We start from the raw sequence: 25,649 nt of genomic DNA on the forward strand, positions 1-25,649 counted from the left end.
ATTATGAGGCCAATCACTGTAAGGACGTATCAGGAGAAAAATATCCCCGCCGCTCAAGTGAAACAGCTGTATGATCACCTGGGCTGGTGGCCGGAAAGAACGTTGGCCGATATCGAATCCATGCTCGGCTCATCCATTGCTGTCGGCGCCTGGGACGAGGACAGGCTGGTCGGGTTTGTGAGAGCGGTTTCGGACGGCTTGTTCCGTGCCTATATCGAGGATATGGGCGTGCATGCGGATTACAGAAAAAGCGGCTTGGGACGGGAAATCATCGACCGGATCACCGCAGAACTGAAAAATATCCACGTGGTCAGCTTATTTTGCGAGAGCGGCCTGGTGGATTTTTATCAACAGACCGGCTACAAGCCGACCCGGCAGGTCGTCATGCACAAGAGTCACGAGGCAGCGAAGGTGACAAAAGGGGAAAAGAACGATGAGCGCGCTTGATGCTTTGCGTTTTCCGATAGGTCTTTTAACGATCAAGCCCGAAAGGACGTCATAATATGTACATAAGCAAAGAACTGGCCGATATAATGGAGCAATCCGAAATCGATTACATGATCGACCGGATGAAAGCGATTCAGGAGCGGCCTGGCAATCCGATGGGGATCGACATTCAAACTTTTGGCGGTGCTGCCGCGTTCTATAGTCAAGCGATGCCATGGCCGCAGTTTAATACGGTGAAGGGGATTGGAGAGCAAGAGGCTGAGCGCCTGGATGAAATTCTGGAATTTTATCGGAAGCGGCAGGGCCGATGCCAATTTGAGGTGGTTCCTTCCAAAACTCATCCCAAGCTGATGAAGGCTCTTTATGATCAGGGCTATTACCAGACCGGGTATCATGCGACTTTATACGGCGAACCGCGCTCTTGTGAGACAGGAAGAGAGCCTATTACGATCCGGGAACTCACCGCAGACGAAATGGACTTGTATGCCGAAATTCACTGCCTGGGCACCGGTCTGCCGATATCCGGCAAACATCACATCGCCGACAACAACATCGTTCTTTATGACAGGGATGGATGGAAGTTCTTTGCTGCGTGGGTCAACGGCAAGCCGGCCGGTGTAGGCGTGATGTATATCCAGGATGACAAGGCTTCGCTGACGTTTGCCACTACACTTGCGGAATACCGCAACCAGGGGGTTCAGCAGGCGCTATTGGAAAAAAGGATCACCGAAGCGCATCAAAGCGGCTGCCGGATCGTGGTCGGCCAGGCGGCCTATGCCTCGACCAGCCACCGCAACATGGAGCGGGCAGGTCTGAAGCTGGGCTATACCCGGGGAACATGGGTTCAGGCATAAGCTGACGGTTGTCGTGTAAAAAGTCACGGACTAGCGTTTTTGCTGATGGCTATTTTTTCGGAGGAGGAATGTCATTTGAAAAGAGTGCTGCCTCTATTCCTTGGTTTCATCCTACTTTTACCGCTATCTATTGCCTCGGCAAGCTGGGCCTATCCATTTGTCGTTTACTCCGGCCATATCTACCAGGTCACAACACAAGCCGTTCAGCCCGAGGACGTCGGCCAAAAAATCGGCAAAGTCACGAAGTATTCGGACCGGGAAGGAACGTATCGGGGGAATTTCTCCAATATGTATCCCAAAGGAACAGGTTACTACGCCATTGAGGGGCGGAGCCGCCAAGAGGCTATCGCAGTTCGAACGGGCGAAGATACGTACATTTTGGCGATTCAGCAGGGTGCTTATTCCGGAGGGCCGGAGATGCGAACGATATGGTGGTTGTACACTGGAATTGGTATCGTCGCTGTCGCATGCTTTGCGTGGGCGGCCAAAGTTATGCAGAAGCGGAGAGCTTAGGAGGGGAGCAAGTGAAGCGAAAATATGCCGACCGGCAGGATTGGCGGCGGGTGCTGGAAAGAGATTTTGCCTGCAGGCCGCTCCGATCCGAAGAATTTAACGGGCATGTGACACTCATCTCGATTCATCAAATCAGCGAGCCTCTTGTGGTACAGATGCAGAACCGGGACTTGTGCCTGGCTGATCAGGGATACGTTTGGATGCAGCACTTTCCGGAAGGGGAGCACTACGCGGTCACCACCATGTTTAATGCGGAGCTAGAGATCATCCAATGGTACGTAGATATGACGACTCGGAACGGCCTGAGCGGGGAGGGCATTCCTTACTGGGATGACTTGTATCTGGACTTGGTCGTCTTTCCTGACGGCAGCTATGTGATCAAAGATGAAGACGAGTTGAGCGAAGCGCTTCGCAGTTCGGCTATTACGAAGGAGGACTTCGTGCTCGCGCATCGAACCCTGAATGGGCTGCTGCCCCAGATCGAGACGGGGACCCATTGGATATGGAACCATAGTAAGAAACACTTGGATTGGATGCTGGAAAGGAATTAGTGAAGCGGAGCAGATTCCGAGGGAGGTGATTACGCGTGAAAAAGGGCATACCCTATTTCCTGATGATTCTGGCCGCGCTGGTCCTTTTGGTGCAAAATCATCAGGATGTATCCGTGGGGGACATGATTTTTTCAAGCTTAGGTTTGGATCCGTGGATAGGGAGTTCAGCGCCAGGTTCGACCCGGTATCATCTGCCGGTCATCGCCGGTTTGGCATTGCTCGTGGCGGGTATATTTGGTACCGTGAGGCTATACCGTGCCAAGTATCCGCGGATTCTCAGCTGGATTTTGCTAGCCTGCATCGGGATCATTTATGCGTTTCCTCTGGTCACCCGGCTAATCGGCTCGTTATGAAGATCATACAATATATAAATAGATAAGGCAGGGGATGTTATTGACGGAGTTTCAGAAGCAAATGGAAAAATATGCTGAACTGCTCGTCCGAGTGGGCGTGAATGTGCAGCCGGATCAAGTGCTCTATGTGGAATCGCCTATAGAGTCGGCTGATTTTGCGCGGCTGGTTACGGCTAAAGCCTACCAGGCAGGGGCCAAGTATGTACAGTTGAACTGGCGTGATGAAACGGTAGAGCGCATGCGCTATGACCTGGCGGGGCCGGAATCGTTTGCGTTCTATCCCCCTTGGACGGCGCACATGATGGAGAGCATTGCGGAGTCCGGGGGAGCGGTTCTCCTGCTGGACGGGGAGAATCCGAATTTGTATGAGGGCGTGGATCCGGCGAAAATATCGGCTTCCCGGAAAGCCGCCGCCGCCGCTCGCCGGAACTATCTCGGATACGTGCGCACTAATCGGATCAGCTGGTGCATCGTCAACGTGCCGAGCCAGGCGTGGGCGGATCAAGTGTTTGCCGACCGCCCGCAGGAAGAGCGGGTGAACGCATTATGGGAATCGATTTTCCACATGAACCATATCGATGAAGAGGATCCGGTGGCTGCCTGGCGGAGGCATACGCAGCATTTACGAGCCGTCACCGATAAGCTGAACGCGAAGCAGTACCGCAGGCTGCATTACAAGGCACCCGGCACGGATCTGACGGTCGAACTCGCTCCGGGCCATATCTGGCTTGGCGGCGGCCAGGTTAATCAGAGCGGGATTCCGTTCGTGGCGAATATGCCGACCGAGGAAGTGTATACGATGCCGCACCGCGCCGGGACAAACGGAACGGTATCGAGCACCCGGCCGTTTGTGCTGAACGGGCAGCTGGTGGACCGCTTCACTCTGACGTTTCGTGAGGGACGTGTGGTGGATTTTACGGCGGAGACCGGATATGAGGCGTTGAAGCAGTTTTTGGATGCCGATGAGGGAACGCGATATTTGGGGGAGATCGCGATCGTACCGCATGATTCGCCGATCTCCCGTCTGAACCGGGTTTTCTATAATGTGGGCATCGACGAAAATGCGTCCTGCCATTTTGCGCTCGGGAGTGCGTATCCGACGAATTTGCAGGGCGGGGCGGGACTCAGCGATGAGGAGCTGCTTGCCCGCGGAGCCAACGTCAGCATGCAGCATGAAGATTTTATGGTCGGTTCGGCGGAACTGAGCATCGATGCGGAGCATGAGGACGGCACGATCGAGCCGCTGCTGCGGAATGGAAGCTGGGTGATTCGGTGATTACCTTTACAGAAGGGCAGAACAAATTTAATTTTCGGGTTGCGGGAATCGCTGTTCACCGCGATCGGATATTGCTGCACACGACGCTGCAAGACGATTTCTGGAATCTGCCCGGCGGGCGGGTAGAGTTTCAGGAATCGACGGACCAGGCTCTCATCCGGGAGATCCGGGAAGAGCTGGGCATCGATATACAGATAGACAAGCTGTTGTATGTCAATGAGGATTTTTTCGAATATGATCGAATGAAATACCATGAAACCGGATTTTATTACACGTTTTCTTTTCCCGAGGGCCATGAAATTCTGGATCGGGAGGGCGAGTTCCCAGGCATTGAGGATGGCGGCAGACTGATCTTCAAATGGTTTACAATTGAGGAATTACAGGGCTTGTCGGTATATCCGGTTGAGCTGAAGACAGACATCATGTCAGTGATTGACGGCAGCGCTGACTTGAAGCATCGGATTCATCAACCGTAGGGTTACATACAGACAGCGGGCAGGGAAAGATCCCTGCCCGCTGTTTTGCTAATTACTTAACTGATCTCGATTCGCTCTTCTGGACGCCATCGGTATGCCGGATAATCGCATCCAGAATGGCATCCCAATCGTTCTCATGCAGCTCATGGCCGGTCCCTTCCAGGGTCAGCAGCCGGGCGCCCGGGATCTCCCGGGCCAACGACTCACCGTGGGCATAAGGGATGATCGGATCCTCCGTGCCATGGATGACGAGGGCCGGCACCCGGATGTCCGGTACCCCAGCAATCAGATCCTCTCCGCCGGCCAGCAGGCCATGATTGAACATGCTCGCCGCCCAATTGCGGGTCCGATGCAGCTCCCGTGCGGCCAGCCGGCGGACTTTATCCTCGTCCGGAGCGTGCTTTGACCCGCGGAGCAGGTTCCATTTTTGAACGCTAAAATCCAGGATCGCCTGTTCATTCTCCCAGTTGACCTGGTCGGCTGAAGCAAAAAAGGCAGCGACCTTTTCTTCCATTTCCGGCAGACTCGGGTCACGGAACGATGAGGTCATGATCAGCGTATCGCTCAGTACCCGCTCGGGATACTTGACCGTAGCCATCAGCGTCAGCAGGCCGCCGAGCGACATGCCCGCCACATGAGCCCGGCTGATTCCGTAGGCGTCCAGAACGCGGATGGCGTCATCGGCCATGTCCTCTAAGCCGTACTGCGGGTTGCCGGGCTCATCATTCATCGATTGGCCGACGTCGCGGTTGTCGTAACGGATGACAAACCGCCCCGCGTCAGCAAGGCGCTGGCAAAATTCATCCTCCCACCAGATCATCGAGGCGGTGGCGCCCATAATGAGCAGGATTGCCGGATCTTCCTTTCGTCCAAAGCTTTCGGTGCACAGTTCAATACCATCTACTTTAATGAGTTGTTCTGTCATTTGTGTTTCCTCCTTAGATTTCAATTCACGCCTACCTGGCGCTCCTTTTCTTTGTTGTTGCTTTCGGCCAGCGATAAGAGGGGACCTTCTCCCGCATCGTATCAAATACGGCTGCCCAATCCCGCTCGCGCAGCAAGCATACCGGCGTATTCCGTTCTACCCGGATGTGCTGCAGCAGGTGCCTGATTTGCACCGGTGTAAAAATCCCGGCCATTACCTCGCACACCGGCAGTGCCGGATCGTTCAGCGCGTATTCGGCCAATCCGCCGAACGCATGATGATGCTGCGTCTGCAGCCAAGGTGTTTTCCGTCTCCGAATACGGAGTACGGCTGCGTCCACCTGAGGTGGGGGTGAAAAATGCCGCCGGGGCACAACCTTCACCAGTTCGAAGTCAAACCACATCCGCCACTTGAGCAGACGTGGGCTGCGAATCTGCCTTGCCGTAAATCCCTTGGCTGCTCCGTGCTGCACGATCAGCACCGCCCCCTGGAACGCAGAACCCGGCGGGTCGAGCAGCTTCTCGAGAATGAATGTCGTCATAAAAAATGGAATGTTGGCTACAACATGAAACGGCTCCTTCGGAAGGTAAGCCTCGCAAATGTCCCTTTCAATAACGGCCACATTGGAGCCGGGAACCGCCTTTTGCCGAAGGGCGGCAGCGAATGCGGCATCGTTCTCAATGGCCAGCACTCTGCCTGCCTTCTTCGCAAGCGGGAACGTGATGGCTCCCCGTCCGGCGCCCAGATCGAGCACCGTGTCGGCGTTTGTAACACCGGCCATTCCGATCATGTCGTGAATGACCGGCTCGTGGTGCAGCAGGTGCTGTCCTTTTGCTGCGGGTTTCTCTATGTTCAAGTGCGTCTTTATATGACGTTGTCGATGTTTATGCATCCATGAATCCCTCCGTTTTCCAGCGATGGTTTCTTGCCCATCGGCTGTGCTGTGAAGTGGAGAGACTCAGGATAACGCCGCGGGATCCGGCCGATTTCACCGAATGAAGGGCAACCGTGCGGGACGGACGCACTGCATGAAAGAGCAGTTCATCGGCATATAAGCCCGGCATTGAAGCGGCGGGTGGCGGCACATTATGCATCGACCAAGCGACATTTTGTCCTGAGCAAAAAGGAGGTTACCTGGCAAAAAGGGCAGACCTATCCTGAGTTTCTCTGTACACAGCAAAGCCAACGGCTTTTTTTCTTAGCAGCTGCACACCATGCGAACCCGGATAAACTGATCTACCACACGTAACCCTCCTTGCCGGAATCATCGTTAATCTAAAAATAAGCACAAAAAAACACAGGCTGTCTGCCTGTGTCAGCGTTTCGCGAAAGGACCGCCCGGTCCAAGGAACAACCGTTCCTTCGGCCGCAGGATATGAGGTCTTACATGAAAGACGGAAGAGGCCCAAGGGCAGGTAGAGACTATCATTCCTATCCCTTGAGGGTACGATCCCGCAATGCGTTCATGTGAGATGAATTTTTAAAGGCAGGCTGGACATGATCATGCGTTTCCTGCAGACGATGCTTCAGCCATAGTCGTTATAAAACCTGGGTTACCTTTAAAAAATGGCAGACCAATCCTGAGTCCTCCGCGTACAAGCAGAGAATTTTGCAATATGTTAGTTGCAAAACGTGCGAACCCGGATAAACTGATCTACCACACGTAACCCTCCGTTCTTCGTAAATTACTAACAGGCTACCATATCGATCCATTTTTAGCAAGTACCCGGCGAAGAAAGGGTATGGCGTTTTCCCGTCGAATAGGTAAATTAACATCGCTTGGGGCAGTTTTACTTGGAATTGATGACACGTTACGGAAAGGAGGGCATCAGCATCAAACAAATTATCGCTATGGGTGGCGGAGGATTCTCAATGGAACCGGATAACCCCTTGCTGGATCTGTACATAGGGCATGTGGTGGAGACGGTCATTCCAACCGTATATTTGGGGGAAGCGGGCCGGGCTATGATATAACCGGAATCCCGAATACCGATAAGGAGGATGCCGCTTGGGTACGAAAGCCGTTTTGTTCGATTTGTTCGAGACCTTGATCACCGAATTTGCGGATGGCCGGCGGATATCGGGGCGCCGCTACGATTACCCGGGTCTGCTTGGTCTGAGCCAGGAAGAGTTCAAGCTGGAATGGAGAAGCCGGGTGGAGCGGCGGATGCGCGGGGAGCTGGCAAGTTTTCCAGATGTCATCCGGGATATTTGCCGGAGCAGGGGCCTGGATGCGGACGAACAGTCCGTTCAGTCGCTCTACCAGGCAAGGATCCAGGAGAAGCGGATTCCTTTTGAAGCCGTTCGCCCTGACATTTTGGAAATGCTCGGAAATCTTCGTACCCATGGCTGGAAGCTGGGACTGATCAGCAACTGTTCGGAGGAGGAAGTCCGGGGCTGGGAAGATTCCCCGCTGGCCGGGTATTTTGATGTCGTTATTTTTTCATACGAGGTACAATGCTGTAAGCCCGATCCTGCTATCTATGAACTTGCATGCCGACGGCTGCAAACACTCCCGGAGGATTGCGTGTTTGTAGGTGACGGAGGCTCCGGAGAGCTGGATGGGGCGCACCAGGCAGGGATGAAGGTCATCCATGCGGTCTGGTTCAATCCCTATGTGGAGAGCCGGTACGCTCAACTGTCGGCGCCTATGCAGCTTGCTGCCGCATTGCCTGTACGATAGCCGGGCTGGCATAAGTTTGGATTAACTTTTAGAGGAGGATGAGTGATGAAGAAGATCACACCGATCTTTCGGATTTTCGATGAGGACAAGGCCAAGGAGTTTTACGTGGATTTCCTGGAATTCCGGATGGACTGGGAGCATCGCTATGAAGACGATCTTCCCTTATACATGCAGGTGTCCAGCGGGGACTGCGAGATCCATTTGAGCGGGCATCACGGCGACTGCACCCCCGGCTCGGCGATCCGTGTGGAAGTCGAAGACATTCAGAGCCTCCATGCCAAATTGATAGCGAAGAAGTACAAGCATGCGCGCCCTGGGCTTGAGGATATGGAGGTGAGCGTGATCGATCCTTTTGGTAACCGGATCACGTTTTTTGAGAGGAAGGATGCATGAACCCGGCGAACAAGCTGACGCTGGCCAGAATCATGCTGATCCCCGTGTTTATCGTTTTTTTCGCAGAGTACCCCGTACGGCTGGCGGATTCCAACGCGTTCATTCAATTTCTGAACCAGTACGGGACCTATATGGCGGTGGGCGTATTTGTTCTTGCTTCCGCTACGGACAAGCTGGACGGGTATATTGCCCACAAATACCACCTGGTTACCAATCTCGGGAAGTTATTGGACCCGCTTGCCGATAAGCTGCTTGTTTCGGTGGCGCTGATCATGATGGTCGAAGCCGGGATGATTCCGGCCTGGATGGCCTTCGTGATGATTGGCCGTGAATTCATAATTACAGCTTTGCGAATGGCGGCGTCGGCCCAGGGGATCGCTCTGGCGGCAGACCGGTACGGCAAGTGGAAAATGGTGTCCCAGGTCGTCGCCATTACGGCCGTGCTGCTGAATAATTATCCTTTTCAATGGCTGACTAGCCTTCGCGTCGATTCCTTCTTGATGGTGATCGCCGTGATGATGACCGTCATGTCAGGGTACCACTACGTGGTCAAAAACGTTAAGCTTTTCATGTAAAAAGGCTCAAACGCTTCGTGCTTGAGTTATGAGGGAGGAGGCGCAATTTTGGTTCTTTGGAGCAAGCAGGGGGTCAGCGTAAGGAAACTGGAGGCGGGCGATGCGGACCATTTGGTCCGTTGGCTCAGCGATCCACGCGTCCTCGAATATTATGAAGGCCGGGACCGTCCGCATGATATGGCCATGGTGCAGGAGCACTTTTACCGAGATGATCAAATCGAAGCCTGCATCATTCAACTGGACGACCGCGATATCGGATATATTCAATATTATCCGGTCGATCCGGAGGAACGCGAGGTATATGGCTATGGCGAAGGGGACGGGCGGATTTTCGGCATGGATCAGTTTATTGGGGAGCCCGACTGCTGGAACCGGGGAATCGGCACAAGGCTGATTCAAGGCATGGTTTCTTATCTGACCAACACGCTTCAAGCCGATAAAATTGTCATGGACCCGCAAACCTGGAACGCCAGGGCTCTGCGCGTATACGAAAAATGCGGCTTCCGCAAGATCAAATTGCTGGAAAAACGCGAATGGCATGAAGGAGAGTACCGCGATTGCTGGCTGATCGAATACAGTGCAGCCAATGGAGAGGAGAAGTGGGATGAATCATAGTTATAGTCAAACCTTGAACCGTTTAGTCGTATATTTTGAGAGCGAACTGAAAGCTTTGCCCGAAGAGGTGTTCAGACACAAGCAAGGACCCGCCAAGTGGTCGAAGCAGGAGATCGTAGGCCACTTATGCGACTCGGCGGCGAACAACCATCTTCGTTTTGTCAAAATAAAACAGTCGGCGCATCCGGTATCCCTTGAGGGATACGATCAGGACCGGTGGGTGGACCTGCACGGGTATCAGGAGCAATACAACCAGACGGATATCATTACGCTGTGGGTTATGCTGAACAGGCAAATTGTCCATGTTCTCGAGCGTTTGACCGCGGAGGATTACGGCAAAACCTGCATTCTTCCCGGCGGCGGTGAAGCGACGCTGGATTGGCTGGTGAACGATTACCTGGAGCATATGCGGCACCACTTTAGACAGATTCTCGGTCCGGAGTCGGTAGAGCGGGCGGAGGCCGGGACATAGTCCGGGCGCGGCTGGCTTCATTGAATATACATCGATATACGTTTGTTCTTAAGATATAGGAAAAGAATAAGCTTCGGGGATTCGAGCTTCGATATATCGCAAGAAAAAGCCCCGCTAAATGCGGTCTGGCTTCATTGAATATACATCGATATACGTTTGTTCTTATCAATGACTGGAGGAAACTAACATCATGGAAACACTGCGAGAGCTGTTGATTGAGGATTACGAACAATGCATGGAGCTGTGGGGCAAAACGGAAGGGATGGCGCTCAGCGACGCCGATTCGAAAGAATCGATTCACCGGTACCTGGTTCGGAACCCGGGCATGAGCTTTGTCGCCACCGAGGGTGATCGGGTGATCGGCACCATTCTGTGCGGCCATGACGGCCGAAGGGGGTATATCTACCACGTTGCGGTCGATCCGGCCTGCAGGGGCCGAGCCATCGGGCAAAAACTGGCGAAAGCCGGGCTGGATAAGCTCCGGGAAGAGGGCATCGCCAAGTGCCATATTATGGTGATCGAGGAGAATGAGATCGGCAATTATTTTTGGGCCAAATCAGGCTGGAGCCGGAGGGACGGCATTCTGCTGTATTCCTCCAATACATAGGAGCATAACGCGGGAGCACCGTCCTTTTTTGGTCCCAGGATGTGATACTTAAAATTATCGGCTGATCACCGGATTAGGCTTGTTATGATGAGGCTGCCTCCGGTTCGGAAATAACAGGGAGCGTCACGGTAAACGTGGTGCCCTCCTGGGGCACGCTCTGGACCGATATGTTCCCGCCATGATTATGGATGATGTTGTGTGTGATCATAAACCCAAGACCGGTGCCTGATTCCTTGGTCGTGAAAAAGGGCTTGCCCAGCGCCTGGATCTGCTCCGCCGTCATGCCGCAGCCTTCGTCCTGAACGCTGATGAAGGCCTCGTTGTTCCGGGAGAGAGCGTGGATCCGGATGATGCCGCCTTGCGGCATGGCTTCCATCGCATTTTTGAGCAGGTTGATGAAGACCTGTTTCAGCTGGTTGGCCTCGCCGGCAATCCAGATGGAAGGTTCGGAGAAGGCGGAAACGATCTCGATATTTTTTAATGCAGCCTGGCCGTTCATCAGTGTAATCACCTGGTCCAGCAACGGCAAAATGTCCATTGGCTTGCTCGCATGCGAAACTTGGGGTTTGGACAGCACCAGCAGCTCATTGACGATAAATTCGATCCGCTTCAGCTCGGATTCCATGATCGCAAAGTACTGGTCGTTGTTTTGGCTGGAGGTGCGGAGGAGCTTCAAAAAGCCGAAAATGGCGGTCAGCGGATTGCGGATTTCGTGAGCGATGCCTGCGGCAAGCTGCCCTGCTGTCGATAGCTTCTCGGACTGCATGAGCCGGTCTTCCTCAAGCTTCTGGTCGGAGATATCTTTAAAGATCCCGATGACGCACCGCTTTTTTTGATAGGTAATCTTCAGCGAAAATCCTTCCACATGCCTCAGCTGTCCATTGAAACAGCGGATGCGATAGCGTACTGAGCCGATGGGCCTGTTGTTGTAGTGCCGCTGCTTGCGCTCGGCCAGAATTTCGTGGTCGGCGGCGTCGACCAAATCGTCCGTTGACATGCCGATTACGGCTTCCAGGCTGTCTGCATGAATGAGCCTGAGTCCGGCAGGATTGGCATACTGAATCTGGCCGTGGTTCGTAATCAGCACGGACAGGGGGAGGCCATCCAGCAGCTGCATGAAGGAATCCTCCCGCTCGTGCAGATGGGTTTCGGTATAATGCAGCCTAGTTTCCATTTGCATCATCTGGGTCCTGTTCTCGAATTGGGTGAAGTAAATCTCAGGTTTCCCGGCCTCATTTCGAATCAAGGAGATGCGGATATCAAGGGACAACCGTTGTCCTGAAGGATGATAGTAATGCTGGTCGATCCGGTGCTGATCCCGTTTCATGGACTGCAGCCACTCCCCGCACTTAACGATGTCGCGGGACAGTTCCTGAATCGCGGGAAGAAGATCCGGCACAGTGAAATGGTCAGGTGTATAACCGAGGAGGGTGCATAAAGCGGGGTTGACCTTTAGGAAGGCTCCGTCAGGCGCGATAAGGGCCATGCCGATCGCGGCCTGCCTAAAGGCAAAGTCGTAATTATGGACTTCAGCGGATCGCATGGCAGTTCCCCTCTCTACTATCAAGCCGTGGTATATTTATACATATTATAATCGCGAATCTCTTTAATCATCAATGCTAAAGTAAGTGAACATTAACTTTTAAAAGAGAGCCGCGAAACGTGGGAACAAAAATACAATCGATATGGAGGTGCTGTAAATGAAAATCACGCTGACTTTGCTCACTTCAGAGGAATTAAAGCAGCAGTGGAAGCAGGCTTTTACCGAACATGACATCTTCCGCCCCGATGAGTACTACGACAAATGTCTCGCTGAAAACGCAGCGGGTGTCCGTGAAACGATCATCGCCTATGCAGATGACCAGGTCGCCGGGGTATGTCACCTGAAATACGAATCGGACTACCCCCCTTTCCAAGAGCAAGGCATTCCGGAAGTGAACGATCTGAACGTATTCCCCGTCTTCCAGCGCCAAGGAATCGGCAACCGGATCCTAGAGGAGTTTGAATCGATCGTAAGCCGCAAGGGCAAACGGATCGGCATCGGTGTGGGCTTATTCAAGGACTACGGTAAGGCACAGCGCATTTACTGCCGCAGAGGTTACATTCCCGATGGCAACGGCATCGTGTATAAGAACCAGCCGGTCGTGCCGGGCGAGATGGTCCGGGTGGACGATGATTTGAATCTCTTTTTCATTAAGGAACTTTAATAAAAGGGAGGTGTACGATTGGGATTGGAACTGGAAACCGCACAGCCGGAAAGCCACGGCCTGTCGTCCGGCGATGTACTTCGGTTCTTAGAACGGATCGAGGAACTGGAGCTTCAGGTCAACCGTCTGATGCTGCTTCAGAATGGAAAAGTTACGGCCCGTTTCAACCGTCAGCCGTATCGGGAAGAGGCACCTACGTTATTATTTTCGCTCAGCAAGAGCTTCACTTCCATTGCCGCGGGAATTGCCAGGGACGAAGGATATATCCGGCTGACGGATCCGGTCGTTTCGTATTTTCCCGATAAGCTTGCCGGTGACATCCCGCCCTACTTATCCCAGATGACCATCCACCATCTGCTCTCGATGAATACAGGACATCATGACAACATCTACGGCCGGGTGATGGAATCCGGGCCCGACTGGGCCCAAACGTTCTTATCCTTGGCGCCGGAGCATCCGCCGGGAAGCCATTATGTGTACAACACCCATGCGACCTATATGGTTGCCGCCATTCTGGAAAGAGCGACCGGCATGAGCCTCGTCGAATATGTAAAACCGAGATTGTTCGAGCCCCTTGGAATTGGCTTGGTGGATTGGGAAACCTGCCCAATGGGAGTGACCGCAGGCGGCATGGGGCTGAGCATTCCCATCGACGGCGTGGCAAAGTTCGGTCAGATGCTGCTGAACGAGGGCGTGTATGGCGGCCGGAGAATCGTATCGGCGGAATACATCCGGTTAGCCACCGCGGAGCAGAGCGATAACCGCCGCAATGAGACGAGGACCGATTTTTCGGAAGGGTATGGCTACCAATTTTTCCGGTGCCGGCAGGGGTGTTATATGGGAAACGGCGGGTTCGGGCAGCTCTGCTTTGTTGCTCCGAAGCACGGCATTGTCATTGCAGCCTCTTCCGGCATGAGCCATATGAAAAAGCAGCTGCCGCAGCTGCTGGACCTCATCTATGAGCATATTGTGGACCGGGTAGACCGATCGCAACAAGTCAGCTCCGAAGCGTACCCGCTGCTTCTGCAGCGGATCGCGCGAATGCAGGAAGACGCTGAGCACAGGGTACCTTCTGCTTCGTCCGCTATGCCGGATGATTGGGCAGGGCAATACCGTGTCCAGGCTCCAGAGCCAGGCGGCGTTGCCGAGATTACGGTGTGCAGGCTGGATGAGCGGTCCGAGCTTCGGATCCGTTATGCTGATGGCAGCCGGCGCGAACTTCCCTTTGATTTGACGAAGAGGGTAAGCACCAAGGACATCTTCCGGAAGGATCTGGCCATGCATCGGCAGGAAGCCGTCATTTCGGCCCGGTTGACCGAGGATCTGCAGCTTGAGCTAACCGTGGTGTACATCGAGACACCCTATAGAGTCACGCTCACCCTAACGTTCGCGGAGGGGCAGGTTGAGCTGGTGGAGGAGGTCAACGTCTCTTTTGACAAGAAGACGACCCGGGTTACGGCCGTAAAGCAGGAACAACTGGCGGAAAGGAGCGGGGCATGATCAAGGGCGTGCTGTTTGACCTGGACGGGACACTGCTGGACCGGGATACCTCGCTGCTGAGCTTTACGGAGGATCAATATGAACGGTTTCCGGAGCTTCAACGCGTGGACCGGGATCAATATATCCGCCGTTTTGTAGAGCTGGACGCACGGGGGTATGTCTGGAAGGACAAAGTTTATGAACAGCTTGTGAGGGAAATGGCCTTGGAGTTGTCCTGGAAGCGCCTTCTGGAGGACTATATCGCCGGTTTTCGCCTTCACTGCATAGGTTATCCGCATCTTCGGGAAATGCTGATTGCTCTCAAGCGCCAAGGAATGAAGCTCGGGATCATTTCCAACGGCTTCGGCGAGTTTCAATGGGGTAGCATTCAAGGGCTCGGCATTGCTGATGATTTTGACGCCATTCTCATTTCCGAGCTGGAAGGGCTCCGCAAGCCGGACCCGGCCATTTTCCGTAGGGCATTGGACAGGCTGGAGCTACAGCCGGAGGAGGCTGTGTTTGTCGGGGATCATCCCGTTAACGATGTCGAGGCCAGCCGGAAGGTCGGGATGAAGGCGGTATGGATGAAGGCGGCTGCCGGATACACGAGCTGTGAGACTGATTATTCGATCACCGACTTAATAGAATTGAAGGACATTTTGAGTAATTAAGCCGGAAACAATATTTGGACAATGGGACCATGAGTTCCATTGTCCTTTTTCCGTGAGATAAGACGGAGAAGAAGGAAAAAACTCTTTACAATGAAATTGAGAATCATTATCATAATAAGTGTGTATACATACACATAAATTGCACTTTTCCACGCATAATGTGTCAACAAAGGCAATTATGCGTTAGACGATACGGTATATTCGACAACGTTGAACATAGCATAAGGCACCCTGCATGCGGAGCGGCGAATCCGCCGCGAAATACAATCCCTAAAAAAGGATGATACGGTATGGTACAAAACACATTGGCTTGGCCGGAGCAAGAGATCGCCTCGGAGGATAAACCGCAGCTCCAGTCGAGGCTCGGTACCGAGCAGCTGAACATCGGATACGCCGATACGCTCATTGTCAACAATTTGAACCTGAGCATTCCGGCGGGTAAAATTACGGCTTTGGTCGGCTCCAACGGCTCCGGCAAATCGACGATTCTCAAAACGATGGCCCGCTTGATGAAGCCATCCTCCGGAGCGGTGCTGCTCGACGGCAAATCGATCCACAGCCAGCCGACCAAGGATGTGGCGAAGCAGCTCGCGATCCTGCCGCAAACCCCCACGGCTCCGGATGGGCTGACCGTAACCGAGCTGATCGGCTTCGGCCGTTCGCCGCATCAGCGGGGATTTGGCAGCATCAGCACGCAGGACCGTGAGGTTATCGAGTGGGCCATTAACGTTACGGGGCTTGGGGCCTTTAGGGACCGGGCGATCGACCAGTTGTCCGGCGGCCAGCGCCAACGGGCATGGATTGCCATGGCGCTGGCTCAGCAGACGGATATTCTGTTCCTCGACGAGCCTACGACCTTCCTGGATATGGCGCATCAGCTGGAAGTGCTGCAGCTGCTGCAGAAGCTGAATGAGGAAGAGGGCCGCACAATCGTTATGGTCGTTCACGACCTGAACCATGCCACACGGTATGCGCAGCACATGGTGGCGATCAAATCAGGCACAGTCGTGGCGGAGGGAACACCCGGCGAAGTCATGACCCGGGAAGTGCTGCGGGAGGTCTTCGCTATAGAAGCCGACATCCTCGTCGACCCCCGGACGGGAGTCCCGCTGTGTCTGCCTTACGAGCTGGCGAGAAGAGCTTGAACCGTTATTATCTTCATATAAGCACCCGTGAAAATTTCAGATATGTCAGCGGCAGGAACGCTGGTATGATGAAGTTGAAACGGGTGTTTTTCTTTTTTAACCCAATAAAATGGAAAGGTTGCTGGTTCATGACTGCTAATTCAGTACATCACCTGAAGCGGAACACGGTTCTTTATTTTGTCCGGCATGCCGAATCGCCTTATGAGGAAGGCAGGGAACGAACACGGGGACTGTCCTGTCAGGGGCTGGCAGACGCGCTTGCGGTCAAGGACAGACTGCTGGGTGAAGGCATTGACCTGTACATTTCCAGTCCCTACGAGCGAGCCGTGCGAACGATCCGGGATGCGGCCGACTCCGCGGGCAGGGAAATCATCATAGAAGAAGATTTGAGGGAACGGGAAATCGGGCAGATCGGGCGCCTATCGTTTCAAGAAGCGAAGCAAAAGGTATACGGCGATGCCGCTTTTGCTTTTCCGGGGGGAGAGTCGAGCCTGAAGGCGCGGCATAGAGCAGCCCAGGTGATCCGGAAACTGCTGGATGAGCATGCCGGAAAGCGGATTGTCATTGGGACTCACGGCGATATTATGACGTTGATGCTGGGCGAATTTGACCCGCGGTTCGATTACGCCTTCTGGGAATCCACTTCCATGCCGGATATTTACAAGACGGAGTGGGAGGGAGAGACCCTACGGCAGGTGACGAGAATGTGGAAGGAGTAGGAAATCATATGTATCATTGTTAAAATTTGTGATAGACTGAAAGCGCTGTATCTGCCAGTTTCATAGAGCAACCCTTCGAGCTCATCCATTGGCCTTGCGGCCAATCCAGGAAGAGGTTGAGCGCACGAAGGAGAATCAACCATTCGGAGGATGATGTTCATTGAGTAAAGTTCACTTTTCGGTTCAGGTTCGATTGGTTTCGGATTTAGAGAGGTCCAAGCGCTTTTATGCGGATGTGCTCGGCTGTGACGTGTCGGACGTTTGGGCGGTAAGGGATGATTTTGCCCTCGGCTTCAAATTGATTCAGGCGGCAAAGGCAGAGGATGTCCGTCCCAACCCTTCCGGGGACAACAAGATGGTTCCATGGGATACTTACGCATATGTCGAAACGCATGAAGAACTGGATCAATTGTATGAGCATTTCAAAGCCAGGGGAGCGCAGTTCATTCAGGAGCCTGTGCTAGAACATCAGGGATGGGGGGACTGGAAAGACTTCGTGCTGGTCGATCCGGATCGGTATGCGATTGCTTTCGGATCAGGCAAAAAGGGGTCATAGTGACGAAATGACAGCTGTTCCCGGTAAGGGGGCAGCCATTTTTCTATATTGGAGGAAAGTTATGAATACGCAGCAGGTGCTGCACCGTTTGACACAGCTTTTTATTACCGAGCTTGGAGCATCGTTGACCGGCTTATATCTGCACGGTTCACTGGCGATGGGGTGTTACCGTGAAGACCGGAGCGATATTGATCTCCTGGCGGTCATTGAAGAGAAGCCGGGACCGGAGGTTTGGACTCGGCTTGCCCGAAGCCTTCTTGAGCTTCACGGTCTGATGCCGGGGCACCGCGGGATGGAAGTCAGCGTCATCCTCAGGCAGTACGCCGGGGAGCCGCTGCACCCAACACCGTTTGAATTCCATTATTCGGAGGCTCACCGGGAGCGGTATGAATCTGATGCGCAATATGTGTGCGGCGGTTATGAAGACCCTGATCTTGCGGCCCATATGATGGTCATTTACCACCGTGGGATAACGCTGTATGGGGAGCCCGCACCGTCCGTGTTCAGGCCGGAGAAAGAGATGTACATCCGGTCGATCTGGTCCGATGTGGAGCATGCCGTGGAGCAGATCGCCGAGGCGCCGGTGTATTACACGCTTAATCTGTGCAGAATTTTGCGATTTTTGCGGGAAGGCGAAGTGTCCTCCAAAAAGGAAGGCGGCGAATGGGGGCTCGGGGCCCTTTCGCCTGCGTATGAGCCGCTCCTGCGCCAGTGTCTTCTTCAGTATGGAGGACAGACGGATGAAGTGAGCGTGGAACCCCGGATGCTTCAGGCTTTTGCCCGGGATATGCTGAACGAGATTAAGCAGCGGATAACGGAGGAGGGGATTCGTCCCTGATGATCCGATCGTGGGCACATTTTACGCACTTGTTCCTATATCATCCATTTCAATTCGTTATTGATAGATTCATAGGCTTTCTTACAGGCCGGGTTCATTGAATACTGGACGGAACGTGGAAGTAATGGTTAAATTTTCATATGGATGGTTCACACCCCGCTGCCGGAGGAATGACGATGAAGCGATTTTTGATCGGGCAATACGGCTCGTTTGACGAGCAAAAGATGGAGCGCGATTTCAGAGACGGCTTTTACGGAATCGAGGCCTGTCTGTTTGAAAATGAAGCGGACACGCAGAAGCTCTTGAGCGCCTCCAGAGCGCGGGACTTCCGCATCGGCGTTCATTTTCCCCTTCGTGCGGGGAAGGCGCTGCTTCGGGACGCCCTGTTTCTGGATGCGGACAAACATGTCCGTGATGGAGCGCTCCGGCTGATCCGGGATGAGCTCGACTATTTAAGGAACGTACGGCCGGATTACGTGTTGTTCCATTATCCGAAGCCCGTTATCCTGGATGACCGGGTGAACTGGGACAAATGGCATTTTTCCGACAGAACGGAGTATGTCTATGATAGCGATTATTCGCCTGAATTGTTTACGGAGCGCAGCGATCAGCTTTTTGCCTGGCTTAGCGCCGCTTCCCGAGATTACGGCTTCACGCCAGTTTTGGAATTCGATGCGCTGAATTCTTATATTTATGAGCATGACGTGCTGGAAGCGCTGCTGAAGAAGTACCCGGACATCCGACTGTGCCTGGATACGGGAAGGCTGTTTTTGCAGCAGAACGTAGACCCTTTCTTTCAGGCCCTGCCAGTCATCCGCAAATATGCGAAGTATGCGGAGGTTATCCACCTGTGGAATCTTCAGTACACGAAATCGTCCGTCAAGCTGCGTTACCCGGTGCTGCCGGAACAGCGCCCGGAGGACGGCTGGGCCCCGATCGGAGATTATTTAACTGTTATCCGCGAGGAAAACCCGCAGGTCAAAATTCAGTTCGAGCACCGCTCCGACCTGGTCAGCCATGAGGATCTGCAGCGCTGTTATGAATGGGTAGACGAATGTTTGCGCAGCACCAATCCCAGCTGATGATGACTGGAAGCTTGAAAGGGGAAAGCCGATGAACAGACCCCAGCTTATTTTGGATGTCGCCGGTGTCATTGTAACGAACCTCTCGCCTGGATTTTGGGAAGAGGCTGCTGCCATGGCCGGAAGCACGACCTATCGTCAGTTAAAAGACAGCTTCACACGGGAAATTCGCGAGTCGTTCTGGACAGGCGGCATCACCATTGAGCAGTTTAGGGACTGGCTTGCCGGGCATGGACCAGATCTGAGCATGGAACGGCTTAGCGCGCTGGCGATGAAGTATTTGCAACCCCTCCCCGCTTTGGGGCGTATTGCCACATGGAGCAGGGACGCGGATATCCACCTGCTGAGCAACCACCGGGAGGAATGGCTGAGCGGGCTGCTGGCACCCGTCAAGGAGCAGGTGAAGAGCCTTACCATATCCAGTAGAGCAGGGTACTGTAAGCCGGATCCCCGCATTTATCAGCTCGTAGGCGAGCAGCTCGGCGATGGGGGAGGACCCTGCATTTATGTGGACGATCAGGAGAAAAATTTGATCCCCGCCAGGGCATTGGGCTGGCATACGGTGATCGCGGATCCCGAAGGCCGCTGGATGGAGGAAGTTTCGCAGCTGCTGAAGCAGCAGCGATAAGGAAAGGGTTGAGCGGCGTGTCGAACGATTTTTATTGCGACGAGGTGCTAAACGGCAAAACGCAGGTTAACCGCGTGTATGAGACGGATCGGGTGCTCGCTTATCATCATACGCGCCCTTATTATGAGCATCATATTGTGGTGATCCCGAAGCTTCATATAGGATCGCTGATATCCGCGGAAGCGGAGAATACCGAGCAACTGCTGATCGAAGTTTTAAGGGTAATTAAGAAGGTCGCCTCAGACATGGTGTTGCAGACGGGAGCAGCCAAGGTCGTCACTAACTTAGGAGACTACCAGGAATCCAAACATATGCATTGGCATGTTGTGAGCGGCCAAACGATACGATGAAAGGAAGCGTAAAATGATGGAACAATGGTCTTACAAGACGGTGAAGTATAAAACAGGCGGCTTTTTGGGCGGCAAGGTGGACGAGGAGGAATTTGAGGATTTGCTGAACAGCTATGGCTACGAGGGCTGGGAGCTGGTATCGTGCTTTGACACGAGCGTATCCCAGGGACAGTCAAGGGACGTCATCGCCATTTTTAAACGTAAAGTATAATGCTTGACATTAAACCCTGACGCACAGGGTTTTTTCTTTCTTGAAGGAGCGAAGGCGGGCGTGCGGGCGTAGCAATATGAACACTAGGCACAAGGAGCGGAGAGTACATATGGATCAACGGATCATTGAAGAGGCAAAGCAGCTGGCGGTCGCCGCAGCCAAGGAAGCGGGAGCCATCGCGAAGGACTATTTTGACAAGCTGGAAAAGGTTGACCCCAAAGGGGATAACGGCGACTTCGTCACGGTGGTGGACCATTTGGCCGAGGAACGGATTCTCGAGCATATCCGCAGCAAATTCCCGGATCACCGGATCCGGGCCGAGGAATCGGGGGATCATGGCCAGCGCAGCGACTGGCTGTGGCTGGTAGACCCTTTGGACGGAACGAACAACTATGCGATCGGCCTGCCTGCGTTCTCCTGCTCGATTACGCTGATGCACCAAGGGCAGCCGGTCGTGGCCGTGGTTTACGAACCGATGATTGACCGGCTGTTCGTGTCCACCCGAAACGGTGGAACTACCTGCAATGGGCAGCCCGTAACGAACGGGCCTGCACCGGCGTTCATTAGAGCAACGGTCGCCTGGATTCAGGGACATGTGGTAGGCATCAATGACCGCGCCATCCGGCTTAGAAACTATATCGACCTGCATACGAAGCGGATGATGCGGCTGTGGGCGCCAACCTTGCAGTGGTGCATGCTGGCGAGAGGGAACATCGATGCCATCATTCTGTATAACTCCGAGGGGGAGGACCTCTATTCCGGCGTTCTGATCGCGAAGGAAGCGGGGATGCTGGTCATGGACTTTGAAGGAAAACCATTTGACGCCATGACGGAAGAGCCTTACCTGATCGCTTGTCATCCGGAGCACCGGGATTACTTTTTGAATATGGTAGCGGAAGGATTGGGCGCCCGATAGAAGCTTGCCGCAGCGGCAGTTAGCAGCCCCTAGGTGACGCATACTGAACCGGCGGCAGAAGGGAGTGGGCAATGGTTTATTTTATCATGGGAATCGTCGTGTTTCTTGCCGGGGGGCTGATCGCAACCTGGGTGTTTGGCCCCTGGGGGACCGTTCTGACCCTTCTGATTATGGTCGGCCTGCTGAGCTATTTGTACGGCATGGTGGAAGACTTGAGGGCAAGGGTAAGCTTTTTGGAGAGGAAGCTGGGCGTGTCGGAAGAGGATGATTACCAGATGAGCGACGAGGACATTGAAGCAGAACTCGAACGGGAGCTGGATACGGAACCCGGCCGTGCAGAAGAAGCGGAAAAGGGGCGCAATCCTACTAAGAGGGAGGAATAACGGGCATGCGACTGATGGGAATGATGCTGCTCGGAGCAGGATTGCTGCTTGTCGGGCTCGGCGGTTTTGAAAAAGTATTGATTTATGCAGCGCACGCCCAAAATATTAACGATGTGCTTACACTAAAGGATTTAACGCCGGATTATATTTGGAATATCACCAATATTACGCTGGTTGGCGGTATCGTGATTGCCGTCCTGGGTTTATTCCTGTTTTTGTATAGACGGATTGCCTCTGACATTCAGCAGCAAAATCGGGAATTTGAAGATAGAATAAGCCGAGACCAACCATAAAAAGGAGTTGAACGGATGGATCAACCGCTTACGATCAAGATCGATGAAGTATCGTTTCAATTGAAAAAGCCGCATCCGCTGGAGTGGCTGTCCGCTTGGGGCAAGGTGTTTGCGGTGTTTGACAAGCAGGACTCCGGCAACCTTTCGTTTGGCGTGGAAAAGGACGGAGTCAGACGGTTTATCAAGTACGCCGGAGCGGCTACCACGGAGTTCGAGGGCGAACCGGCGGACGCCATCCTGCGTTTGAAGCAGGCTGTTCAAGTTTACGAAGATTTAGATCACCCCAGCTTGGTGCGGATGCTGAGCCATTTTGAAGCCGGACCCGGCTACGCCGCCGTATTCGAATGGTTTGACGGGGAGTCGCTGCATCCTCATTGGGCATTTCCGCCTCCAGCCAAATATGAAGACCCGAGGTCCCCGTTTTATCGATACCGCAGGCTGCCGCTGGAGAAGCGGCTGGCGTCCTACAGGGCTATTCTTGATTTTCATGTCCACGTTGAGGAAAAAGGGTACATAGCGGTTGATTTCTATGACGGAAGCGTTCTTTACGATTTTGCCACTGACACGACGAAAATTTGCGATATCGACCTGTACCAGAAAGGCCCTTTTGAGAACCGGATGGGCAGGCTGTGGGGATCGTCCCGCTTTATGTCCCCCGAGGAGTTTGAATACGGCGCTGCGATTGACGGCATCACTAATGTGTATAATATGGGGGCGACAGCCTTTTTCATCTTTGGCGGGGAGATGGACCGCTCCTATGACCAATGGGATGCCGGCAGGTCTCTGTATGACATTGCGCTGAAGGCGGTACATGCCGACCGGGCCGGGCGGTACGCCTCTGTGGCCGACTTCGCGTCTGCCTGGGATAAGGCTCTCCAAGAACCAGATGGCAGATGAGTCCCGGAGTGAATCGCCCATTCGTTTTGGTTTGGGTCACGGACATGGACGCAAGCAGGCGTTTTTGGCGGCATGGTACAATAGGAAAGACAAACCTGCCGAGTGATGCCTTGCATGAAGTTTGAAAATTGAAGGCACACTGACGCCGTTTATATCACTTTACTGAAAGAAGGGTACATCTTGTCTTACGAATGGATTTTGTTTGATGCGGATGAAACGCTGTTCGATTTTAAAATGTCGGAGAGCCACGCGCTGAACCAGCTGCTTACCAGCTGCAGCCTGGACGCGAATGATACGGAAATAACGGGCTGCTATAAAAGGATCAATGAGGAGCTCTGGCGCGAATTTGAACAGGGACAGATCAGCTCGGCGGAGCTCCGGGTCGAGCGCTTTCGCCGATTCGGCCGCGAGCAGGGGCTGAGCGACGACGCCGAGGAATTGAGCAGACGTTACCTGGGATCGCTCGCCGAAGGCGCGTTTATTTTGGCGGGTGCGCTGGATATCTGTCTTTACCTTAAGGAGCACGGTTACAAAATGGCCATCATCACGAACGGCATCAAAGAGGTGCAGTTCGGACGGATCGGCCGCTCCGACCTGAAGGACTTTTTCGAGGCGGTCATCGTTTCCGAGGATACGGGATTCCAGAAGCCGCAGGCGGGCATTTTCGAGCATGCCTTCCGGGTGATTCAGGAGGAACGCAAGGATAAAATGCTGATGGTCGGCGATTCCCTCACCTCGGACATTCAGGGCGGCAACAATATCGGCATCGACACGTGCTGGTACAACCCGAACCGCCTGCCCAACGAAACCGCCATCGTCCCGACTTATGAGATCCACGATCTGGCGGAGATCAAGGACATTTTGGAGAAGAAGGATTGACCGGGCTTGCCGGCTCCTTCATTCACGAAAGCGCTTGAAGAATTTACAACAATTTGACTCGGCTGTAACGAATTTGTGACGATTTGGCCCCCGCTGTGGCTTACAATAAAGTTACATCACAGAGCCCTCTCGCAGCGTTTGAAAACAATCCCGCAGGGTAATGGTTGATATGGATAGAAATCATGATTCCATAAAGGAGATATTTTCAAATGAAAAAAAAGATGACCGTATTCGCTTCCCTGATGATCGTTTTTCTGCTGGGGCTGGTTGTGACGTCAACGAGTGCAGTCGGGTCTGATAACGAATATAAGCCGGTTCCGCAAACCGAGGACACGGTGACGGCGATGCTGTCCACCATCGGGAACAAGAACGGCCACCTCTACGTGACGGTGGATCCGATCGAATGGTACGAGGGCGCGGCGGCAGACAAGAAGTTCCTTGAACGGGAGCCGGATGCCGAAGAGCTGGGCGGCGCTCCTGACGGGTATTACATCGTCAACGACGATGAGACGCTGGAGACGTACGAAATCGCTCCGGATGCTGAAGTGCTGATGCAGCTGTATGATCATGACGGAACCTATGAAGGAATGAACATTCAGTGGAACGAACCGGTCAGCTTGAACAAGTTTTTGGCGATTTACCATAACGACAAGCTGCTGGACATCCGCTCTTTTCCGTTTCATTTGACGGTGAAGGACGGCAAAGTCGTCAAAGTGGTGCAGCAGTATATTCCATAATAATTTGTGTGATAAAAAGAAAATCCAGTGCCCTCGACGGCACTGGATTTTTTGCTTTATAAAAAAGGCAGGTTGGCGCGCATCTAGGCACGAGTGAGCGACAGGGCTCACTTACAGATGCGTTCCGCCGCTGGCGTCCAGCAGCTGGCCCGTGATCCATCGGCTGTCGTCCGATGCCAGGAAGGCGGCGATATCGGCGACATCTTCCGGCTGTCCCCACCGCTTGAAGATCGAGAAGTTTGCGCCAAACTCGCGGCCTTCCGGCGTCTGCAGCGTCTCGGCATTCATCTCGGTCTCCACGAATCCCGGCATGATCGCGTTGATCGTAATGCCGCGGGAGCCAAGCTGAGTCGAGAGGTTCAGGGTCAGCGTATTGATCGCCCCTTTGGACATGCTGTAGGCGGGAATCACCGGCAGCGAGATCCGGGTCGTCGCGGAGGAGATGTTGATGATCCGCCCGCCGTCCCGCAGCCGCGGCAGTGCTTGCTGAATGACGAAAAACGGTGCCTTGACGTTCACGTTCATCACCTCATCGAAGGCTTCCTCCGTTGTCGCCTCAATGGGAAGGGAAAGTCCGATGCCCGCATTGTTCACAAGAATGTCCAGGCCGGGGCCGCCTGTTTGATTCTGCAAAAGGTCGTCCAGGGCTTCATACATCTCCGGGATGCCGCGAACGGAGCTGAAGTCCGCCGCGAGGAGCAGCGCCGTTCCGCCCTGCTGCTCGATCTCGCGGGCGACCGCCTCGGCGGCGGAGCGGCTCTTTCCGTAATGGAGAACCACCAGCGCTCCTTCCGCGGCCAGGCGCAGCGCAATGGCCCGGCCGATGCCGCGGCTCGCTCCGGTAATCAGTGCTGTTTTTCCAGTCAATCTATTCATGTATTGTCAACTCCTCATCGGTTTAACAGGCTGTGGCCTGCT

34 protein-coding genes and 1 pseudogene are annotated in these 25,649 nt (G+C 53.8%); 31 read left to right on the forward strand and 4 right to left on the reverse strand.

Going from position 1 to position 25,649, the window contains the following annotated elements; genetic code table 11:
* Positions 1-3: 3 nt before the first annotated feature.
* From BCV73_RS01110 to BCV73_RS01140, 7 genes are all read left to right on the forward strand, one after another.
* On the forward strand, positions 4-447 hold the full coding sequence (locus BCV73_RS01110; RefSeq protein ID WP_089545665.1) for a GNAT family N-acetyltransferase: 444 nt from the start codon (positions 4-6) through the stop codon (positions 445-447).
* A 56-nt stretch (positions 448-503) separates the two neighbouring features.
* Positions 504-1,301: a GNAT family N-acetyltransferase gene (locus BCV73_RS01115; protein WP_089545666.1), complete on the forward strand. Its 798-nt coding sequence runs from the start codon at positions 504-506 to the stop codon at positions 1,299-1,301.
* A 75-nt stretch (positions 1,302-1,376) separates the two neighbouring features.
* Positions 1,377-1,814 (forward strand): hypothetical protein, encoded by a 438-nt coding sequence (locus BCV73_RS01120; protein ID WP_089545667.1) that lies wholly within the window; start codon positions 1,377-1,379, stop codon positions 1,812-1,814.
* Positions 1,815-1,825: 11 nt separating this feature from the next.
* Positions 1,826-2,365, forward strand: coding sequence for a ribonuclease FAU-1 family protein (locus tag BCV73_RS01125; RefSeq protein WP_089545668.1), 540 nt, complete (start codon positions 1,826-1,828; stop codon positions 2,363-2,365).
* A 35-nt stretch (positions 2,366-2,400) separates the two neighbouring features.
* Positions 2,401-2,718: a hypothetical protein gene (locus BCV73_RS01130; protein ID WP_089545669.1), complete on the forward strand. Its 318-nt coding sequence runs from the start codon at positions 2,401-2,403 to the stop codon at positions 2,716-2,718.
* Between the two features lie 40 nt (positions 2,719-2,758).
* Positions 2,759-3,994, forward strand: a complete 1,236-nt coding sequence (locus BCV73_RS01135) for an aminopeptidase (RefSeq protein WP_089545670.1) — start codon at positions 2,759-2,761, stop codon at positions 3,992-3,994.
* Positions 3,991-4,470: an NUDIX hydrolase gene (locus BCV73_RS01140; protein ID WP_076173291.1), complete on the forward strand. Its 480-nt coding sequence runs from the start codon at positions 3,991-3,993 to the stop codon at positions 4,468-4,470. The genes BCV73_RS01135 and BCV73_RS01140 overlap by 4 nt, the downstream gene beginning before the upstream one ends.
* A 52-nt stretch (positions 4,471-4,522) precedes the next feature.
* Here the strand turns inward: BCV73_RS01140 and BCV73_RS01145 are convergent, their stop codons facing one another.
* Both BCV73_RS01145 and erm read right to left on the reverse strand, forming a co-directional pair.
* Entirely contained in the window at positions 4,523-5,395 is an 873-nt protein-coding gene (locus tag BCV73_RS01145) for an alpha/beta fold hydrolase (protein ID WP_089545671.1), read from the reverse strand.
* 31 nt (positions 5,396-5,426) lie between these two features.
* Entirely contained in the window at positions 5,427-6,251 is an 825-nt protein-coding gene (erm, locus tag BCV73_RS01150; RefSeq protein WP_256992709.1) for a 23S ribosomal RNA methyltransferase Erm, read from the reverse strand.
* Positions 6,252-7,228: 977 nt separating this feature from the next.
* Between erm and BCV73_RS34690 the strand changes: the two are divergent.
* From BCV73_RS34690 to BCV73_RS01185, 7 genes and pseudogenes are all read left to right on the forward strand, one after another.
* Positions 7,229-7,303, forward strand: a pseudogene (locus BCV73_RS34690) (peptidase E); the annotation flags it as partial.
* Positions 7,304-7,403: 100 nt separating this feature from the next.
* A complete protein-coding gene (locus tag BCV73_RS01160; protein ID WP_089545674.1) occupies positions 7,404-8,078 on the forward strand; it encodes an HAD family hydrolase in 675 nt (224 codons plus the stop codon).
* A 45-nt stretch (positions 8,079-8,123) separates the two neighbouring features.
* Entirely contained in the window at positions 8,124-8,471 is a 348-nt protein-coding gene (locus BCV73_RS01165) for a glyoxalase superfamily protein (protein ID WP_076173286.1), read from the forward strand.
* Positions 8,468-9,046, forward strand: coding sequence for a CDP-diacylglycerol--glycerol-3-phosphate 3-phosphatidyltransferase (gene pgsA, locus BCV73_RS01170; protein ID WP_089545676.1), 579 nt, complete (start codon positions 8,468-8,470; stop codon positions 9,044-9,046). The genes BCV73_RS01165 and pgsA overlap by 4 nt, the downstream gene beginning before the upstream one ends.
* Before the next feature lie 48 nt (positions 9,047-9,094).
* On the forward strand, positions 9,095-9,661 hold the full coding sequence (locus BCV73_RS01175; RefSeq protein WP_089545677.1) for a GNAT family N-acetyltransferase: 567 nt from the start codon (positions 9,095-9,097) through the stop codon (positions 9,659-9,661).
* Positions 9,651-10,133 carry a DinB family protein gene (locus BCV73_RS01180; RefSeq protein WP_089545678.1) on the forward strand — a complete coding sequence of 161 codons (483 nt, stop codon included), beginning with the start codon at positions 9,651-9,653 and terminating at the stop codon, positions 10,131-10,133. Before BCV73_RS01175 ends, BCV73_RS01180 begins: the two co-directional genes overlap by 11 nt.
* A gap of 190 nt (positions 10,134-10,323) precedes the next feature.
* On the forward strand, positions 10,324-10,740 hold the full coding sequence (locus BCV73_RS01185) for a GNAT family N-acetyltransferase (protein WP_089545679.1): 417 nt from the start codon (positions 10,324-10,326) through the stop codon (positions 10,738-10,740).
* An 82-nt stretch (positions 10,741-10,822) separates the two neighbouring features.
* Here BCV73_RS01185 and BCV73_RS01190 read toward each other — a convergent pair whose 3' ends face one another.
* The gene (locus BCV73_RS01190; RefSeq protein ID WP_076173281.1) at positions 10,823-12,283 is read right to left on the reverse strand and encodes a PAS domain-containing sensor histidine kinase; all 1,461 of its coding nucleotides are present in this window, start codon (positions 12,281-12,283) and stop codon (positions 10,823-10,825) included.
* Positions 12,284-12,440: 157 nt separating this feature from the next.
* Here BCV73_RS01190 and BCV73_RS01195 point away from each other — a divergent pair, with 157 nt between their 5' ends.
* From BCV73_RS01195 to BCV73_RS01275, 17 genes are all read left to right on the forward strand, one after another.
* Positions 12,441-12,947, forward strand: a complete 507-nt coding sequence (locus BCV73_RS01195; protein WP_076173280.1) for a GNAT family N-acetyltransferase — start codon at positions 12,441-12,443, stop codon at positions 12,945-12,947.
* Positions 12,948-12,965: 18 nt separating this feature from the next.
* Positions 12,966-14,447, forward strand: coding sequence for a serine hydrolase domain-containing protein (locus BCV73_RS01200; protein ID WP_089545680.1), 1,482 nt, complete (start codon positions 12,966-12,968; stop codon positions 14,445-14,447).
* Positions 14,444-15,097 (forward strand): HAD family hydrolase, encoded by a 654-nt coding sequence (locus tag BCV73_RS01205; protein ID WP_089545681.1) that lies wholly within the window; start codon positions 14,444-14,446, stop codon positions 15,095-15,097. Before BCV73_RS01200 ends, BCV73_RS01205 begins: the two co-directional genes overlap by 4 nt.
* 290 nt (positions 15,098-15,387) lie before the next feature.
* Positions 15,388-16,242 carry an ABC transporter ATP-binding protein gene (locus BCV73_RS01210; RefSeq protein ID WP_089545682.1) on the forward strand — a complete coding sequence of 285 codons (855 nt, stop codon included), beginning with the start codon at positions 15,388-15,390 and terminating at the stop codon, positions 16,240-16,242.
* A gap of 128 nt (positions 16,243-16,370) precedes the next feature.
* On the forward strand, positions 16,371-16,961 hold the full coding sequence (locus BCV73_RS01215) for a histidine phosphatase family protein (protein ID WP_089550055.1): 591 nt from the start codon (positions 16,371-16,373) through the stop codon (positions 16,959-16,961).
* Between the two features lie 160 nt (positions 16,962-17,121).
* Positions 17,122-17,517, forward strand: coding sequence for a VOC family protein (locus BCV73_RS01220; RefSeq protein ID WP_089545683.1), 396 nt, complete (start codon positions 17,122-17,124; stop codon positions 17,515-17,517).
* A 61-nt stretch (positions 17,518-17,578) separates the two neighbouring features.
* On the forward strand, positions 17,579-18,355 hold the full coding sequence (locus BCV73_RS01225; RefSeq protein WP_089545684.1) for an aminoglycoside adenylyltransferase domain-containing protein: 777 nt from the start codon (positions 17,579-17,581) through the stop codon (positions 18,353-18,355).
* A gap of 176 nt (positions 18,356-18,531) precedes the next feature.
* Positions 18,532-19,437 carry a PIG-L family deacetylase gene (locus tag BCV73_RS01230; RefSeq protein WP_089545685.1) on the forward strand — a complete coding sequence of 302 codons (906 nt, stop codon included), beginning with the start codon at positions 18,532-18,534 and terminating at the stop codon, positions 19,435-19,437.
* A 31-nt stretch (positions 19,438-19,468) separates the two neighbouring features.
* Positions 19,469-20,065, forward strand: coding sequence for an HAD family hydrolase (locus BCV73_RS01235; protein WP_089545686.1), 597 nt, complete (start codon positions 19,469-19,471; stop codon positions 20,063-20,065).
* Positions 20,066-20,082: 17 nt separating this feature from the next.
* A complete protein-coding gene (locus BCV73_RS01240; protein ID WP_089550056.1) occupies positions 20,083-20,415 on the forward strand; it encodes an HIT domain-containing protein in 333 nt (110 codons plus the stop codon).
* Between the two features lie 16 nt (positions 20,416-20,431).
* Complete coding sequence (locus tag BCV73_RS01245) at positions 20,432-20,626, forward strand: DUF4177 domain-containing protein (protein WP_076173494.1); 195 nt, start codon at positions 20,432-20,434, stop codon at positions 20,624-20,626.
* Between the two features lie 109 nt (positions 20,627-20,735).
* Positions 20,736-21,542 carry an inositol monophosphatase family protein gene (locus BCV73_RS01250; RefSeq protein WP_089545687.1) on the forward strand — a complete coding sequence of 269 codons (807 nt, stop codon included), beginning with the start codon at positions 20,736-20,738 and terminating at the stop codon, positions 21,540-21,542.
* A 71-nt stretch (positions 21,543-21,613) separates the two neighbouring features.
* A complete protein-coding gene (locus BCV73_RS01255; RefSeq protein ID WP_076173273.1) occupies positions 21,614-21,925 on the forward strand; it encodes a hypothetical protein in 312 nt (103 codons plus the stop codon).
* Between the two features lie 5 nt (positions 21,926-21,930).
* Positions 21,931-22,218, forward strand: a complete 288-nt coding sequence (locus BCV73_RS01260) for a hypothetical protein (protein WP_089545688.1) — start codon at positions 21,931-21,933, stop codon at positions 22,216-22,218.
* A gap of 15 nt (positions 22,219-22,233) precedes the next feature.
* On the forward strand, positions 22,234-23,115 hold the full coding sequence (locus BCV73_RS01265; protein ID WP_089545689.1) for a serine/threonine-protein kinase: 882 nt from the start codon (positions 22,234-22,236) through the stop codon (positions 23,113-23,115).
* A 180-nt stretch (positions 23,116-23,295) separates the two neighbouring features.
* Positions 23,296-23,994, forward strand: a complete 699-nt coding sequence (locus BCV73_RS01270; RefSeq protein ID WP_089545690.1) for a YjjG family noncanonical pyrimidine nucleotidase — start codon at positions 23,296-23,298, stop codon at positions 23,992-23,994.
* A gap of 209 nt (positions 23,995-24,203) precedes the next feature.
* Entirely contained in the window at positions 24,204-24,731 is a 528-nt protein-coding gene (locus BCV73_RS01275; RefSeq protein ID WP_089545691.1) for a hypothetical protein, read from the forward strand.
* 111 nt (positions 24,732-24,842) lie between these two features.
* Here BCV73_RS01275 and BCV73_RS01280 read toward each other — a convergent pair whose 3' ends face one another.
* Positions 24,843-25,607, reverse strand: a complete 765-nt coding sequence (locus BCV73_RS01280; RefSeq protein ID WP_089545692.1) for an SDR family oxidoreductase — start codon at positions 25,605-25,607, stop codon at positions 24,843-24,845.
* Positions 25,608-25,649: the final 42 nt, after the last annotated feature.

The sequence above is a fragment of the Paenibacillus sp. SSG-1 genome (assembly GCF_002224835.1).
Lineage (GTDB): Bacteria > Bacillota > Bacilli > Paenibacillales > Paenibacillaceae > Paenibacillus_AQ > Paenibacillus_AQ favisporus.

Excerpts from the sequence above, each read along its gene's own strand:
- BCV73_RS01195 (WP_076173280.1), top strand. The coding sequence starts at position 12,441 with ATGAAAATCACGCTGACTTTGCTCACTTCAGAGGAATTAAAGCAGCAG.
- BCV73_RS01260 (WP_089545688.1), top strand. The coding sequence starts at position 21,931 with ATGCGACTGATGGGAATGATGCTGCTCGGAGCAGGATTGCTGCTTGTC.
- BCV73_RS01275 (WP_089545691.1), top strand. The coding sequence starts at position 24,204 with ATGAAAAAAAAGATGACCGTATTCGCTTCCCTGATGATCGTTTTTCTG.
- pgsA (WP_089545676.1), top strand. The coding sequence starts at position 8,468 with ATGAACCCGGCGAACAAGCTGACGCTGGCCAGAATCATGCTGATCCCC.
- BCV73_RS01110 (WP_089545665.1), top strand. The coding sequence starts at position 4 with ATGAGGCCAATCACTGTAAGGACGTATCAGGAGAAAAATATCCCCGCC.
- BCV73_RS01225 (WP_089545684.1), top strand. The coding sequence starts at position 17,579 with ATGAATACGCAGCAGGTGCTGCACCGTTTGACACAGCTTTTTATTACC.
- BCV73_RS01165 (WP_076173286.1), top strand. The coding sequence starts at position 8,124 with ATGAAGAAGATCACACCGATCTTTCGGATTTTCGATGAGGACAAGGCC.
- BCV73_RS01180 (WP_089545678.1), top strand. The coding sequence starts at position 9,651 with ATGAATCATAGTTATAGTCAAACCTTGAACCGTTTAGTCGTATATTTT.
- BCV73_RS01265 (WP_089545689.1), top strand. The coding sequence starts at position 22,234 with ATGGATCAACCGCTTACGATCAAGATCGATGAAGTATCGTTTCAATTG.
- BCV73_RS01185 (WP_089545679.1), top strand. The coding sequence starts at position 10,324 with ATGGAAACACTGCGAGAGCTGTTGATTGAGGATTACGAACAATGCATG.
- BCV73_RS01145 (WP_089545671.1), bottom strand. The coding sequence starts at position 5,395 with ATGACAGAACAACTCATTAAAGTAGATGGTATTGAACTGTGCACCGAA.
- BCV73_RS01255 (WP_076173273.1), top strand. The coding sequence starts at position 21,614 with ATGGTTTATTTTATCATGGGAATCGTCGTGTTTCTTGCCGGGGGGCTG.
- BCV73_RS01245 (WP_076173494.1), top strand. The coding sequence starts at position 20,432 with ATGGAACAATGGTCTTACAAGACGGTGAAGTATAAAACAGGCGGCTTT.
- BCV73_RS01205 (WP_089545681.1), top strand. The coding sequence starts at position 14,444 with ATGATCAAGGGCGTGCTGTTTGACCTGGACGGGACACTGCTGGACCGG.
- BCV73_RS01215 (WP_089550055.1), top strand. The coding sequence starts at position 16,371 with ATGACTGCTAATTCAGTACATCACCTGAAGCGGAACACGGTTCTTTAT.
- BCV73_RS01250 (WP_089545687.1), top strand. The coding sequence starts at position 20,736 with ATGGATCAACGGATCATTGAAGAGGCAAAGCAGCTGGCGGTCGCCGCA.
- BCV73_RS01210 (WP_089545682.1), top strand. The coding sequence starts at position 15,388 with ATGGTACAAAACACATTGGCTTGGCCGGAGCAAGAGATCGCCTCGGAG.
- BCV73_RS01280 (WP_089545692.1), bottom strand. The coding sequence starts at position 25,607 with ATGAATAGATTGACTGGAAAAACAGCACTGATTACCGGAGCGAGCCGC.
- BCV73_RS01115 (WP_089545666.1), top strand. The coding sequence starts at position 504 with ATGTACATAAGCAAAGAACTGGCCGATATAATGGAGCAATCCGAAATC.
- BCV73_RS01235 (WP_089545686.1), top strand. The coding sequence starts at position 19,469 with ATGAACAGACCCCAGCTTATTTTGGATGTCGCCGGTGTCATTGTAACG.
- BCV73_RS01230 (WP_089545685.1), top strand. The coding sequence starts at position 18,532 with ATGAAGCGATTTTTGATCGGGCAATACGGCTCGTTTGACGAGCAAAAG.
- BCV73_RS01190 (WP_076173281.1), bottom strand. The coding sequence starts at position 12,283 with ATGCGATCCGCTGAAGTCCATAATTACGACTTTGCCTTTAGGCAGGCC.